General features: G+C 35.9%; 15 protein-coding genes and 1 tRNA gene. 7 read left to right on the forward strand and 9 right to left on the reverse strand.

Annotated features, from left to right (window positions below; translation table 11 throughout):
• Positions 1 to 142 precede the first annotated feature (142 nt).
• Together BD809_RS06205 and BD809_RS06210 are read right to left on the reverse strand one after the other, a co-directional pair.
• Positions 143 to 643: a DinB family protein gene (locus BD809_RS06205; protein ID WP_148782102.1), complete on the reverse strand. Its 501-nt coding sequence runs from the start codon at positions 641 to 643 to the stop codon at positions 143 to 145.
• A gap of 532 nt (positions 644 to 1,175) precedes the next feature.
• A tRNA-Met gene (locus BD809_RS06210) sits at positions 1,176 to 1,249 on the reverse strand.
• 152 nt (positions 1,250 to 1,401) lie between these two features.
• On the opposite strand from BD809_RS06210, the gene BD809_RS06215 reads away from it, so the two are divergent.
• Both BD809_RS06215 and BD809_RS06220 read left to right on the forward strand, forming a co-directional pair.
• Positions 1,402 to 1,794 (forward strand): START-like domain-containing protein, encoded by a 393-nt coding sequence (locus BD809_RS06215; RefSeq protein WP_148782103.1) that lies wholly within the window; start codon positions 1,402 to 1,404, stop codon positions 1,792 to 1,794.
• 60 nt (positions 1,795 to 1,854) lie between these two features.
• Complete coding sequence (locus tag BD809_RS06220; protein ID WP_148782104.1) at positions 1,855 to 2,706, forward strand: aminotransferase class IV; 852 nt, start codon at positions 1,855 to 1,857, stop codon at positions 2,704 to 2,706.
• On the opposite strand, the gene BD809_RS06225 is transcribed toward BD809_RS06220, so the two are convergent.
• The 5 genes from BD809_RS06225 to BD809_RS06245 form a co-directional block, all read right to left on the reverse strand.
• The gene (locus BD809_RS06225; protein ID WP_148782105.1) at positions 2,703 to 3,263 is read right to left on the reverse strand and encodes a YqgE/AlgH family protein; all 561 of its coding nucleotides are present in this window, start codon (positions 3,261 to 3,263) and stop codon (positions 2,703 to 2,705) included. The genes BD809_RS06220 and BD809_RS06225 overlap by 4 nt on opposite strands.
• Positions 3,264 to 3,471: 208 nt before the next feature.
• The gene (locus BD809_RS06230; RefSeq protein ID WP_148782106.1) at positions 3,472 to 3,744 is read right to left on the reverse strand and encodes an HU family DNA-binding protein; all 273 of its coding nucleotides are present in this window, start codon (positions 3,742 to 3,744) and stop codon (positions 3,472 to 3,474) included.
• Between the two features lie 188 nt (positions 3,745 to 3,932).
• Positions 3,933 to 4,880 (reverse strand): methionyl-tRNA formyltransferase, encoded by a 948-nt coding sequence (gene fmt / locus BD809_RS06235; protein WP_148782107.1) that lies wholly within the window; start codon positions 4,878 to 4,880, stop codon positions 3,933 to 3,935.
• The gene (locus BD809_RS06240; protein WP_148782108.1) at positions 4,877 to 6,781 is read right to left on the reverse strand and encodes a RecQ family ATP-dependent DNA helicase; all 1,905 of its coding nucleotides are present in this window, start codon (positions 6,779 to 6,781) and stop codon (positions 4,877 to 4,879) included. The genes fmt and BD809_RS06240 overlap by 4 nt, the downstream gene beginning before the upstream one ends.
• A gap of 8 nt (positions 6,782 to 6,789) precedes the next feature.
• Positions 6,790 to 7,326 carry an AAA family ATPase gene (locus tag BD809_RS06245; RefSeq protein WP_148782109.1) on the reverse strand — a complete coding sequence of 179 codons (537 nt, stop codon included), beginning with the start codon at positions 7,324 to 7,326 and terminating at the stop codon, positions 6,790 to 6,792.
• 132 nt (positions 7,327 to 7,458) lie between these two features.
• On the opposite strand from BD809_RS06245, the gene BD809_RS06250 reads away from it, so the two are divergent.
• The 5 genes from BD809_RS06250 to BD809_RS06270 all read left to right on the forward strand — a co-directional run bounded on the left by BD809_RS06250 (position 7,459) and on the right by BD809_RS06270 (position 11,583).
• Positions 7,459 to 7,752, forward strand: a complete 294-nt coding sequence (locus BD809_RS06250; RefSeq protein ID WP_148782110.1) for a DUF493 family protein — start codon at positions 7,459 to 7,461, stop codon at positions 7,750 to 7,752.
• Between the two features lie 218 nt (positions 7,753 to 7,970).
• Positions 7,971 to 8,603 (forward strand): DUF4290 domain-containing protein, encoded by a 633-nt coding sequence (locus BD809_RS06255; RefSeq protein WP_148782111.1) that lies wholly within the window; start codon positions 7,971 to 7,973, stop codon positions 8,601 to 8,603.
• A 21-nt stretch (positions 8,604 to 8,624) separates the two neighbouring features.
• Complete coding sequence (gene murA, locus BD809_RS06260) at positions 8,625 to 9,938, forward strand: UDP-N-acetylglucosamine 1-carboxyvinyltransferase (protein ID WP_148782112.1); 1,314 nt, start codon at positions 8,625 to 8,627, stop codon at positions 9,936 to 9,938.
• A 233-nt stretch (positions 9,939 to 10,171) separates the two neighbouring features.
• Entirely contained in the window at positions 10,172 to 10,804 is a 633-nt protein-coding gene (locus BD809_RS06265) for an SDR family oxidoreductase (protein ID WP_148782113.1), read from the forward strand.
• A 146-nt stretch (positions 10,805 to 10,950) separates the two neighbouring features.
• Positions 10,951 to 11,583 (forward strand): MarC family NAAT transporter, encoded by a 633-nt coding sequence (locus BD809_RS06270; protein ID WP_148782114.1) that lies wholly within the window; start codon positions 10,951 to 10,953, stop codon positions 11,581 to 11,583.
• Positions 11,584 to 11,599: 16 nt separating this feature from the next.
• Here the strand turns inward: BD809_RS06270 and hutG are convergent, their stop codons facing one another.
• Entirely contained in the window at positions 11,600 to 12,583 is a 984-nt protein-coding gene (gene hutG, locus BD809_RS06275; RefSeq protein WP_148782115.1) for a formimidoylglutamase, read from the reverse strand.
• The gene (locus tag BD809_RS06280) at positions 12,583 to 14,583 is read right to left on the reverse strand and encodes a urocanate hydratase (protein WP_148782116.1); all 2,001 of its coding nucleotides are present in this window, start codon (positions 14,581 to 14,583) and stop codon (positions 12,583 to 12,585) included. The genes hutG and BD809_RS06280 overlap by 1 nt, the downstream gene beginning before the upstream one ends.
• Positions 14,584 to 14,594: the final 11 nt, after the last annotated feature.

Raw genomic sequence — 14,594 nt, forward strand, 5'->3', positions numbered from 1 at the left:
TCTAATATAAGGATGCCTCGATTTTTAAATTGTTACACTTTTAGTTTTTTAATTTAAAAAAAATTATGCAAAATAGAACTTACTGTAAGCCATAGATCATGGTGCTAAACTAAAAAGCATGTATGTTGGTTGTTTCTATTAGTTATTTTTCGCTTTTCATACTAACTTCTTCTGAGGATAATCCAAACAAAGGAGGCGTTTTGATTTCCAGTAGTGACAGATACATATATAGTTGTGCTCTATGATGAACTTCATGTTCTACCATTGCTCTAAGCCATTTCCAGATGGTTATGTCTATGTTCGCGGGGGTGGTACATTTCTTAAATAAATCTTCGTTACTAAGTGTTTTAAAAATCTGTAAAGATTCTATATGCTTTTTATTATAATACTCAATTACATTTTCCAAACCGGCAGCATAGGTAATTCCGCAGCCCGCATATTTGCTCTTTTTGCGTTGTACAGTTTCTGCATACATGAATCGTTCAATATTGGCAAGATGTCTAATCTGATCTCCTATGGTAAATGCACCTTTTCTATACCTCCATTCCAGTTTGTCTTCGGGAATGTAGTCAAACAGGCGTTGGGTCCTCTTCTTTATCTTAGAATAGTATTCAATAAATTCATGGATATCATCAATTTTCATGGCTCGAGATTTTAGTTGCGGTAAAGATTAAGCTACGTACAGAAGGAGTGAACAAGTAAGTATATAAGTGCGTGGTAAGATGTACGGGACACTTACTAAAAATACAAAAATATTTTGATACTAATATAAGCATGTATTCTGTTGTAAGGTTTATAAGAATACAATTTTAGAACTTTAGTTACTATAGTCTCAGTTGGTCTTTACAAGCTCAAAATCATAGTTCTATTTACAATAACTAATGACCACAATACTAGATCGTATTTTTAAGGTACATATAGCCTGAAATCTGGCCGAAGTCGCAGGATATATAACATGAAAGGTTTGAGATAACGTCCAGTTATGCCATCATTTTAGAATTGGATAGCTTTTATTTTTATATTGTAAGGAGATAAAATCATCGGCCGAATACAATTATTCAATTATAAAGACTGTTATTTTACTAATCGCTAATTATAATTCAATAACTTAGAAACCGAATATAAATACAACAAAAAAAGTCGAGAACTAAGTCTCGACTTTTACTTAAATTATGTAGCGAGAGGGGGGCACGATCCCCCGACCTCCGGGTTATGAATCCGACGCTCTAACCAACTGAGCTACCTCGCCAAACTAAAACATCTGAGTAATGCCTCAAATGCGGGTGCAAATATAGAAACAAATTAGATTGCTGCAAATAAAATAAGAGATTTAATTTTTTTTTCATTGTCCTTTTAAAGTCCGTAATTAATCTATATATTGGCTTGCTAACAACTATTAGAATGTCAGAAAAAATAAAATACGAACTCGAATTTGTGGTTCAATCTTCTCCGCAATTACTATATCAATATATATCAACACCTTCCGGACTCTCAGAGTGGTTTGCAGATAATGTAAATTCAAGAGGTGAAGCTTTTACTTTTATTTGGGATGACTCTGAAGAGGAAGCTAAATTATTAAGTAAAAAGAGCGGAGAACGAATAAAATTTAGATGGCTGGCAGATGAGGAAGAAGGAGATGATTATTTTTTCGAAATTAGAATTCAGGTTGATGAAATCACAAAGGATGTTTCTTTAATGATTACTGACTTTTCTGAGGAAGATGAAATTGAAGAAGGCAAAATGTTATGGGATAATATGATTAGTAATCTAAAACAGGTTTTAGGTTCGGCATAATTCCTGATAGAATATCTTATATTTGCCCTTTTTAAATAAATTTTGAAAAGGGCTTTTTTTATGATTAATAGTAACGGAGTTCACGTGAGTGAAGATCAAGCAGTACTAAAAGTTGATAATAGAGGGTATGCGTATGGGGATGCCATTTTTGAAACTGTTCGTATTAATCAAGGAACCCTTTTATTTTGGGAAGATCATTATTTCAGGATGATGGCCAGTATGCGAATGCTGCGTATGCAGATTCCGATGAATTTTACTCAGGAGTTTTTAGAGCAGGAAATTCAATCCCTTATTAAAGTAAATAAGCTGAAGGATCAGGTAGTGCGTGCTAAAATTATTGTACATCGCGTGAGCGGAGGCCTGTATACACCGGATTCTAGAGAAGTAGGATATACAATTTCCGTTAAATCACTTGAAAAGTCACCGTTTTATACCATTAGCGAAGCTCCATACGAAGTAACATTGTTCAAAGATTATTACATCGCAAATGATCTGTTGTCAACCTTAAAATCAAATAGTAAATTACCTAATATTCTGGGCGGAATTTTTGCGCAAGAAAATGGTTTTGATAACTGTATTTTGTTGAATACTAATAAGATGGTACTCGAAGCTACAAACGGGAATTTGTTTTTGGTCAAGGATAACAAGATAAAAACACCACCTTTATCAGACGGTTGTCTACAGGGGGTTTTGCGTACACAGTTACTAAGGATTTTAGAGAAATTTCCTGAGTATGAAGTGGAAGAAAGTTCTGTTTCACCTTTTGAGCTACAAAAGGCGGACGAGTTATTTTTTACGAACGTTATTGTAGGAATTCAGCCAATTACTAAGTTTAAGAAAAAGAAATATAAAAATCAGGTAAGCAAAAGGCTTTTGGGAATTTTAAATGCCCAGATTAGATTAGGTAATTAATTGTACGCTGGATTCTCGGGGGCATTTGACCATAACATATAATCACCGCCAAGTTCGATCATTTTTTCTTTCCAGAAAGTATCATACGCTTTGCTAATGATATTTTTTTCGTAAGTATTCTTAACTATAACCCAAGAATTAGCCTTTAATTCCTCATCCAGTTGTTGAGAATCCCAACCTGAATACCCCAGAAAAAAACGAATTTCGCTGGGAGTAATTTTTTGCTGAAGAATAAGCTCCGGTACGCTGCTGAAATCTCCTCCCCAGTAGATACCATTGGAGATTTCTACACTATTAGGGATTAACTCAGGTACTTTATGGATAAAATATAAGTTATCCTGTTCTACAGGACCACCATTGTAAATAGTAAATTCTTTTTCAATTTCTGGAACTAAATCAGATAGAAGATACTCTAATGGCTTATTCATAATAAAACCAATAGAGCCTTGCTCTGTATGATCTGCAAGCAATACTACAGACCTATTAAATGACATATCTCCTATGATAGAAGGCTCGGCAATGAGTAAATGTCCTTTTGAGGGTTGTAGTGATATCATGTATAAGTTTTGTTTATACTAAAGCTAAATAATAATTTTAAATAATCAAAGTAGTTAATCAATTTTGTTGTATTACCTCACTTCGTCTTTTTATATATTGAATTAATGAGGAATCGTATCAAATAGCATTCTAATAATTCATAATAGGTTTTGATAATAAAAAAAGCTCTCATTGTTGAGAGCTTTTACTATAGAAAACTAATTAGTTTTAGTTTACTGAATTTTGCAAATCTGCACCAGCTTTAAACTTCACAACGTTTTTAGCAGCGATTTTGATAGTTTTACCAGTTTGTGGGTTTCTACCTTCTCTTGCAGCTCTTTTAGAAACTGACCAAGAACCAAATCCTACCAATGAAACACGATTCCCTTTTTTAAGAGATCCTTCTACATTACCTAAGAAAGACTCTAGGGCTTTTTTTGCTGCTGCTTTAGTGATTCCAGCATCAGCTGCCATTGCATCGATTAATTCTGTTTTGTTCATAATTCTGTTTTTAAATTAATTGTTGGTTAAACCAATTTTATGTTAAACGCTCTACAAATTTATACGGATTTATGATTCGTGCAAGGATTAGCCCAGTAAATACGGGCTTTTGTTAATAACTATAAAGGATTGTTAATAAACATCACTGTTTTTTTTGGAATTTCTTGATTTTCATGAATCCTTCAAGCTTAACTCAGTCGCGCATCGCTATCAAATTTATAACCATTAAGAAGCGAAACCGTGTCCATAGCTCGCTTACCGGGTAATTGTATTCTCAACAGTTTAATAAAACCATCAGATACAGCTACCTTTAAAGTAGATTCTTCGACAATCAAAATTCCGTTTTCAAGGGTATGAGTTTCCTCAATAAATTCTGTATCATATATTTTAATCATTTGTAACTGTCCTTTATTATATAAATTACTCCAGGCAGTGGGATATGGATTGAGACCACGTACTAAGTTGTAAATTGTCTTTCCTTTGGCATTCCAATCGATCTTGGTGTTTTCTTTATTTAACTTATAGGCAGTCTTAACTTCCGGATCGTTAGGTTGGTAGGTCAGATCTACCTTTTCCTTTGCGATAAGTTGTAAGGTGTCAATCACTAAACCAGCTCCGATCACCATCAGTTTATCATGAAGCATTCCTGCATTGTCATTTTTATCTATAAGCACCTCTTTTTGTAGAATTATCGCTCCTGTATCTATCTTTTCATCAATAAAGAAGGTCGTTACTCCGGTTTTTTCTTCTCCATTTATTAATGCCCAATTAATAGGTGCAGCACCACGATATGCGGGAAGTAAAGATGCATGCAAATTAAAAGTTCCGTGCTTAGGCATGTTCCATATTACTTTTGGCAACATTCTAAACGCCACAACGATGTTAAGGTTAGCACTAAGTGCTTTTACTTCAGCTACAAAGGCTTCGTCCTTTAGATTTGTAGGCTGTAGTATAGGTAGATTTTGAGTAAGCGCATACGTTTTAACGGTAGACATTTGCAACTTACGACCTCTACCTGCCGGTTTATCAGGTGCGGTAATAACCCCAACGACTTCGTACTTGTTCTGTAGAATCATCTTAAGGGTTTCGACAGCAAAGTCGGGGGTACCCATAAATAAAATTTTTAATGCGTTCATATAGTTGTAAGTTGATAGGTGTTATCGGGATTGATTTTGATCACACCGTGAATGTTCATTTCTTTAATAATTTCTAGAACCACCGTTTCAGGATACGCTAATTGCTCAACCAGCGTTCTTGATGATTGATTTTTATTCTTTAGTAACACCACAATTTGATGCTGAATTGCTTTAGTATCAAACGATGTTTTATTTTGTTGATTTGTGTAACAATAACTGCAAATTTCGCACTCATCTGGTTTTTTTTCTCCAAAATACTCCAGTAATTGTTGACTGCGACATTGCGATGTATTCTTTATAAAAGACACCATAGCGGCTACCTTTTCGACTTTTGATTGCGTATACTCTTTAATATGATGTCTGATACGATTTATAGTCAGCTCATCTTCTCTGGGAACTAAAAATATAATTTCTGCATCCGATTGTGCGTAGGTAAAGGTAAGAAGGCCTTCATCTTGCAAGGTAGTAAGTGTGTTGATTATGAGCGTTTCATCCATGGCTAGCTTTGAAGCTAACAGAGGAATATTAATCGGAGTTTCATCATCAAAAATACCCCCATAAGTTCGTAAGATACCTTTTATAATTAAAGAGGTAACTTTTTGGTCCGCACTGTAATTTAGTAATTGGTTTTGGGTAGAGGTGATGTGTATTGCGCTCTTTTTGGAAAAGCGTTGCACAAAACTTATAACACTGCATCGGTCTAGCAGTAATAAGGCATTATACGTTATAGTCGTATTGAGATTATAGGTTTTACAAAATGTATTAAAATTAAAATCATGTATAGACTGTTCACCTTCACCATAGGATATCTGAAAATAATTGGATAATTTTCTATATACAAACTGCACATATGCACTGTCAGGAAGTACTTTTATGAATTGATTGTCCAGTCGAATACTATCATTTTCATTATGTAATAAAAATGCAAGCGCTTGTTTATCATCACGACCCCCTCGTCCTGCTTCCTGAAAATAACTTTCTATACTTTCTGGAATATGGTAGTGAATGACAGTCCTTACATCTGGTTTGTCTATTCCCATTCCAAAAGCATTGGTAGCGACCATCACACGTGTCTTATCTTGCATCCAGCTGTTAAAACGTTCGGTTTTCAATTTGCTGTCAACTCCGCCGTGATAGTACTCGGCTTTTATATGAGATGCTTTTAAAAATTCGGTAAGTTCAACTGCAGTCTTTCGATTACGGACATATAGGATAGAGCTTCCTTCATACTTCTTTAAAATACGCAAGAGTTGATAGCGCTTATCTGTAGCTTTAATCGTCCAATATCCTAAATTATTGCGATAAAAGGAAGCTTTATAAATATTTGGCTGAAAAAGCTCCAGTTCCATTTTAATATCCTCAATAACTTTTGGCGTTGCCGAAGCAGTTAAGGCGATGATAGGAACGGTAGGATGTATTTGTCTTAGAATTTTAATTTTCTTGTAAGAGGGTCTAAAATCATTACCCCATTGTGAGATACAATGCGCTTCATCTACCGCGACATAATTGACTTTCATTCTTTTGATACGTTCTTGAACAAGGTCTTGCAATAGTCTTTCTGGGGACAGATATAAAAAACGATAATTGCCATAGATACAGTTATCGAGTAAAGTATCCAAATCTTTATATGAAATACCACTAGGTAACGCAAGTGCTTTAATACCACGATCATTTAGATTTCTAACCTGATCCTGCATAAGTGCTATTAGTGGTGAAATCACAATACAAATACCTTCCTGCATAAGTGCAGGAACCTGAAAACAGATAGATTTTCCACCACCGGTAGGAAGTAGTGCCAAGGTGTCGTTTCCATCGGCGAGAGAGGTGATGACCTGCTCCTGACTTGGTTTGAAACTCTCGTGTTTCCAGTATTTATGTAATATTTGTAGTGCGCTACTCATTATATAGTTTAGTCGAGTTGTTCAAGAATAAAAGTTGAACGTTCCTCAATAGTACCAAACGGCACCTCAATACAAGCATATCCAAGTTCTGTATAGGTTTTCTCTAAGCACTCATGAATTTTTTGTGCTTGTTCAAAATCTTCATAACGTTCATTATCCGTCACATGAATCTCTTTCCACGGGGGTAGTAAGAAAACATAATCATACCGATGTGTGGCACACGCTTCAAGAAAGTTATCCGGATTATTAGTGTTACTGTAATTCATATACGCAATCACATCAGGAATACCTCTATCCAAAAAGATTCTGGAGTGCTTTATATCAGTCGCTTCATGAAATTGCTTGATGCGGCCATCTAATAATAGTTGACTAAATAAAGTGGGATTCTCAAGAAATAATTGAGTGATTCCTTCTTCCTGCGCCTTTAAGGTAACAGCACGTGATATCTCATGAAGACATACTTCTCCAATACTGTCCAAATAATCGATAACGGTAGTTTTTCCGGTAGAAGGTCCTCCGGTAATAACAATTTTTTGTTTTGTCAATGGGAAAATTTTAATGCAAATTTCGTAATATTTGACAGAATATGAAAATATTGCGTAAATCTATAGGATTAAGTAATTTAATTTTTTTTAATAGTGCTGGATACCATGTATCTTTGACAAAAATTTGCATAGATGAGTAATCCTGACGGAAGTGAAGAGTTTTATAAGAAATTAAAGAAGCAGTTAGCCGAAACAGCCCTTTGGCCAAGTGCATACCTTTACAAATTTATAGTACCTACAGAAGCAGAAAAAATAAATAAAATTGAAGGTATTTTTGATAATATGGGAGCTGTTATAAATAAGAAAGTATCTAAAAACGGCAAGTACACCAGTGTGTCAATAAATTTGAGAATGAAAAATCCGGATCATGTTATAGCAAAGTATCAAGAAGTGGCTAAAAATGTAGAAGGTGTAATATCATTATAGACTTTAGGTTCTTTTTATTATTTATTTTTTAATATGGGCTAAATACTTGCTATAAACTACGTACACTTATATTATTTTAGTATTTTGCGACAAAATAAGCACAACAATATATCCATCACATCGCTTATAGATTAAATTACACTAATTACCACGTATATTTAATTTCTTCAAAAGAGAGTACGTTTGAGAGTGCAATGTGATACATACATAAACTATTTATGGAAATCAACAATTTAGAATACAATACTGAGCGAGAAAAGCTCATCATTCCCGAGTATGGTCGTCATTTACAAAAAATGGTAAATCATGCTATGACTATAGAAGATAAAGAGGAACGAAATAAGGTTGCCAAATCCATCATCGATGTTATGGGTAATTTACAACCTCACTTAAGAGACGTGCCTGATTTTCAGCATAAACTTTGGGATCAACTTTTTATTATGAGTGATTTCAATTTGGATGTAGATTCACCATATCCACCATTGACCAAAGAAAAACTTGAAGAACGTCCTGAACCTCTTGAGTATCCGCAAAATTTTCCTAAATATCGTTTCTACGGAAATAATATTAAAAGAATGATCGATGTGGCAAATAGTTGGGAAGACGGTGATCTTAAAGATGGCTTGATCCTTACGATAGCGAATCACATGAAAAAATGTTATCTCAATTGGAATAGAGATACAGTAGAGGACAAAGCAATTTTTTCACACCTGTATGAATTAAGTGGTGGAAAAATTAATTTAAAAGGAAGTAACGAGGATTTAAGTACACCTTCTGATTTATTAAGAGGAAAGAAAAAATACACGAATAAAAAGACAAATAATTTTCGCGGACGCAAAAAACGCTACTAATACTTACCCCATTTATAGAATATGAGCACATTTCAAATAGAAGGAGGACATAAACTTAAAGGTGAAATTACACCACAAGGAGCAAAGAACGAAGCACTACAAATTCTTTGTGCAGTACTGCTAACCCCCGATAAGGTTACCATTTCTAATATACCAGATATACGAGACGTCAATAAATTGATTGAGATTCTTGGTAATCTTGGCGTAAAAATTCAAAAATTAGGTAAGGGTAAGTTCTCGTTTATAAGTGATGAACTTAACTTAGACTATCTTGAGAGCGAACAGTTCAAAAAAGAGGGGAGTGGCCTTAGGGGATCTATTATGATCGTTGGTCCTTTGTTAGGACGATTTGGTAAAGGGTATATACCAAGACCCGGTGGTGATAAAATTGGACGTCGGAGACTAGATACACATTTTGAAGGTTTTATAAAGCTAGGAGCCAAATTTAGATACAACCGCGAAGAACGTTTTTATGGAGTAGAAGCTCCAAAAGGTTTAAAAGGTAGCTATATGCTGCTTGATGAAGCTTCGGTAACCGGTACAGCTAATATTGTTATGGCTGCGTCCCTTGCCGAAGGTACAACAACTATCTATAACGCCGCTTGTGAGCCTTATCTTCAGCAATTGTGTAAGATGCTGAATGCTATGGGAGCTAAAATTTCCGGTATTGGATCAAATATGCTTACAATTGAAGGTGTAACAACATTAAATGGCTGTGAACATAGGGTACTGCCTGATATGATCGAAATTGGATCATGGATAGGTTTAGCCGCTATGACGCGTAGTGAGATTACTATTAAAAATGTAAGCTGGGAAAACTTAGGTCAAATTCCGGATACATTCAGAAAACTTGGAATTACGCTTAATAAAGTTAATGATGATATTCATATTCCAGCACATACTGAGGGTTACCAAATTGAAAGCTTTATTGATGGATCGTTTATGACCATCTCTGATGCGCCTTGGCCCGGGTTTACTCCTGATCTGTTGAGTATCGTATTAGTGGTTGCAACGCAAGCAAAAGGAGAAGTAATGGTACACCAAAAAATGTTTGAAAGCAGACTGTTCTTTGTAGATAAACTTATCGACATGGGTGCCAAAATAATTTTGTGTGATCCACATAGAGCTACTATTATAGGACATAATTTTGAATCAATTCTTAAAGCGACTACCATGGTGTCTCCTGATATCAGAGCGGGAATTTCTTTGTTGATCGCTGCATTGGGTGCAAAAGGAACTTCAGTTATTCACAATATTGAACAGATTGACAGGGGTTATGAAAATATTGATGAACGCCTGAGAGCTATAGGAGCTAAAATTATTCGAACTGAATAAGGTATCATGACCTGCGATTTATGACCGATTAGTATTATTATACTAATCGGTTTTTTTATCTATAAACCTGTATGAAATTATAGTTTCTTTGAAACCTTCAAATTTTATGAGGTAAGGTAGATCCATCTATTATTTCTTAAATCCTCTTAAGCTCATATTAATAGTTGGTTAAACCCTGATTTATATTTGATTTCATGCTAAAAGCGAAGTATCTTTTTAAAAAAGAAAAAATTATGGAAAAGATATTAATTGCAGGAGCGAATGGAACTACGGGAAAACAAATTGTGGAGTTCTTAAAAAATAATTCAAACTATGAGCCGGTAGCGATGGTTCGTAAAGAAGAACAAAAGAAGGACTTTGAAGCACAAGGCGTGCAAACGATTCTAGGTGATTTAGAGAAAGATGTATCTCATACAACCAAAGGTATAGATAAAGTTATTTTTGCCGCCGGATCCGGGGGTAAAAAGGTAGTAGAAGTTGATCAAGAGGGAGCTAAGCGATTAATAGATGCATCAAAAAAATCTGACATTAAAAAATTTGTAATGCTGAGCTCAATGGGAGCAGATGCACCAGAGAAATCTGAAGATTTACAGGAATACCTTAAGGCTAAACATAATGCTGATGTGCATTTAAGAGAAAGCGGACTAAATTATACAATTGTTCGACCAGGATCTCTTAATAATGAAGGAGGAAATGACGCTATTATATTGGATGCACACCTGGACAAGATGGGCGAAATTCCTCGTTCTGATGTCGCAAAAACATTGATTAATGCGTTGGAAAATGATCGTGCTAATAATATGACATTTGAGATTTTGGAAGGAGATACACCAATTGCTGAAGCGGTTGCCTACGCCAACTCTTAGTTTGATTATTTATAAAAATATAAAACCTCTTAAATGTTAATTTAAGGGGTTTGTTTTTTAGGTCTAGTTTACATTCTATTAGCATATACTTAATGCTGCCTTAATGAATGAATGTCATGACTAGGCGCATCTTTGTCCAAAAAAAAATGAACTTATTTTTGATAACATTCGGTGCGCTTATTACAATTATGAATCCCTTAGGTACCGTACCTGTTTTTATTGGTTTAACTGATGATAATACTAAAAAAGAAAATGCCAAAATTGCACTAGCAACTTGTTTCAATGTTTTACTAATTCTGATAGTATCATTTTTTGCGGGAAGTTATATTTTGGTATTATTCGGGATAACACTTGAATCTTTAAAAATTGCAGGAGGCTTAATAATTGCCTCTTCTGGGTTTGCGCTCTTAACCGGTAAGTTTAGTGAACATAAGGGAATGAAAAAGTCCGGAGTGAAGAAAGATTTGAAAACCAGAGATGAAATATCGCTTACACCCCTCGCAATTCCTATGTTAGCAGGACCCGGAACCATATCGTTACTGATATCTTATAGACAGGAGTATGATGCTATGACTGATATCATTTGGATTTTATGCGCTATTGTCGTCACAACAATTAGTATTTACGGAGTTCTACGAAGTTCTCAATTCATAGTACGGATGTTAGGTGCATCCGGAATTAATGCATTGTCCAGAATTATTGGTTTTATAGTAATAGCAATCGGAATTGAGTATATGACTTCTGCAATTCTGACCGTAGCAGAACGAATCAACTTTTAATTATTGAACTATGAAATTACGCTTTCTCTGACTGGGATATAATAAAATATGCCAATTGTGAAACCAGCTTCGCAGTACGATTATCAATATCAAAGAGGGGATTAAATTCTACAATATCTGCACTTATAAGCTTTTTGGATACACAAATATCTTTTAGAACCCTCAATACAATATCGACACTAAATCCTATTGCTGATGGGGCACTTACGCCTGGAGCATACGCAGCTGAGAAGCCATCCATATCAATAGTTACATATACGTAATCGACCGAATTTATAAAGCGATCAAGCATTCTTTTAATTGCCTCATAGTTATAAATTGTAAACTCGTAATCTTCAATATATTGTACTTCTAATTCAGTAGCTATTTGAAATAGCTGCGGAATATTAGCTGCACGATTGATCCCTAAACAGAGATAATCTATAGTCTTAAAGCGCTTTGCTATTTGATTGAACGGCGTTCCTGAATTTCCTACGGTTTGCAGGTTTCTCAGATCAAAATGTGCGTCAAAATTGATGATTCCAATTTTTTTATCAGGATAGCATTCCTTAATGCCCCGAAAATGCGCAAAACTCAGATCATGACCTCCACCAATGATTATGGGAAAGATGTTGTGTTTATGCAGCTGAAAGATAAGGGTAGCCATTTCATCCTGAGCCTGCTCCAAGTTCTGATTAGTACATCGTATACTTCCTATATCCAGGAGGTGTGTGTTTTCCTGCAAATGATTGGCCATAGACCCAAATACCTTTCTGACAACCTGTGATCCATTAGCTGCTCCAACCCGTCCTAAATTTCGACGCACTCCCTCATCACAAAGATATCCTGCCAAAGCATACTTTTTTATCTCCTTAGGAGTTTCCAATACTATATCTTTTCTCAAATCCAGACAATGAATTTTTTCATGTAGATACTGTTGCTCCCTAGACCGTCTACCACTGTAAATGCTTGCGTCCGATTGTAGGTAGTTAGAAAAAGAAGTTGCTATTTTTTCTGTCATTAGGAGATTGTTTTTAAAATTTCGTCAGATACAAGATTAGGTAATGTTACTTTCAAATTAGGTGTTCTTTCCATTTCGCGACGTATAGCGAACAAGGCTTCTTCATTTCTTGCCCAACTTCTTCGAGCGATACCATTGTTTACATCATAAAAAAGCATGTTCTTTAATTTTTTAGAAGCTTCAACAGAACCATCTAATAATAAACCAAATCCACCATTGATCACTTCGCCCCAGCCAACACCGCCACCATTATGAATAGATACCCATGTAGCACCTCTAAAGCTATCTCCGATAACATTGTGAATCGCCATATCTGCGGTAAATTTACTGCCATCATAAATATTGCTGGTTTCACGATAAGGAGAATCCGTACCACTCACGTCATGGTGGTCTCTTCCTAATACAATAGGCCCTGACAATTTTCCTGATGCGATGGCATCGTTGAAAGCGTCAGCAATTTTGGCGCGTCCCTCTGCATCTGCATATAAAATTCTAGCTTGAGAGCCTACCACTAATTTATTAGCTTTGGCTTCTTTGATCCAGGTGATATTATCTTGTAGTTGCTGCTGTATTTCAGGAGGAGCAGTGGTTTTTATATCTTGTAACACCTTCATCGCAATTTGATCGGTATTATCGAGATCTTTTACATCTCCAGAGGTACATACCCAGCGAAAGGGACCAAATCCATAATCAAAACACATCGGACCTAAGATATCCTGCACATAGGATGAGTATTTGAAATCAATTCCATTCTCATGCATTACATCGGCCCCTGCACGTGATGCTTCTAACAAAAAAGCATTTCCATAATCAAAGAAATAGGTTCCTTTAGCTGTGTGTTTATTAATGGCTTCAGCATGTCTTTGCAGGGAGGTCTTTACCAGCTCTTTGAATCGTTCGGGTTCCTTACTTATAAGTTCATTTGCTTCCTCATAGCTAATACCAACAGGATAATAACCACCAGACCACGGATTGTGAAGCGATGTTTGGTCTGATCCCAAGGTTACCGGAATGGCTTCTCTACCAAAAATTTCCCAAACATCCACAACATTCCCTTGAAACGCAATAGACACGGTTTCTTTTTGTTGTATTGCCAGTTGTACCCGAACGACCAGTTCATTAAGATCACTTAAAATTTCGTCAACCCATCCTTGATCATATCGTTTTTGAGCAGCTTCGGGATTCACTTCCGCGCAGACGGTGATACAACCGGCAATATTTCCAGCTTTGGGTTGTGCACCACTCATTCCGCCCAACCCAGCGGTCAAAAATAGTTTACCCGCTGCCGATTCGTTGGCGGGTAATGTTTTTCTAAAAGCATTCATCACGGTGATTGTAGTTCCATGAACAATTCCTTGCGGACCTATGTACATATAGCTACCTGCGGTCATTTGACCGTATTGTGTAACACCTAATGCATTATATTTTTCCCAATCATCAGGTTGAGAATAGTTGGGAATCATCATACCATTAGTAACAACTACTCTGGGAGCTTCCTTAGAGGATGGAAACAGTCCCATAGGATGACCCGAATAAATATGTAAGGTTTGTTCATCACTCATGGTCGCCAGATACTGCATGGTCAATATATATTGCGCCCAGTTCTGAAAAACTGCTCCGTTACCGCCGTATGTAATCAATTCGAGTGGATGTTGAGCTACTGCAGGGTCCAGATTGTTTTGTATCATAAGCATAATACCGGCTGCTTGTAATGATTTTGCCGGATACTCTTGTATGGGTCTCGCATACATTTCATAGTTTGGCATGAATCGATACATATAAATGCGTCCCAGCGCATCGAGCTCTACCTTAAATTCCTGAGCTAATTCGCTATGCCATTCTTTAGGAAAGTATCGCAAAGCATTGCGTAACGCAAGTGTTTTTTCATCTATGGACAAAATTTGTTTGCGTTTGGGAGCGCGGCTTATAGCAGGATCAAGAGACCGCTTAGCGGGTAAGGTCTCCGGAATTCCTTGTAGTATTTGATCTTTAAAAGTCATAAATATATTCT

The organism is Aquimarina intermedia, from assembly GCF_008124785.1.
Lineage (GTDB): Bacteria > Bacteroidota > Bacteroidia > Flavobacteriales > Flavobacteriaceae > Aquimarina > Aquimarina intermedia.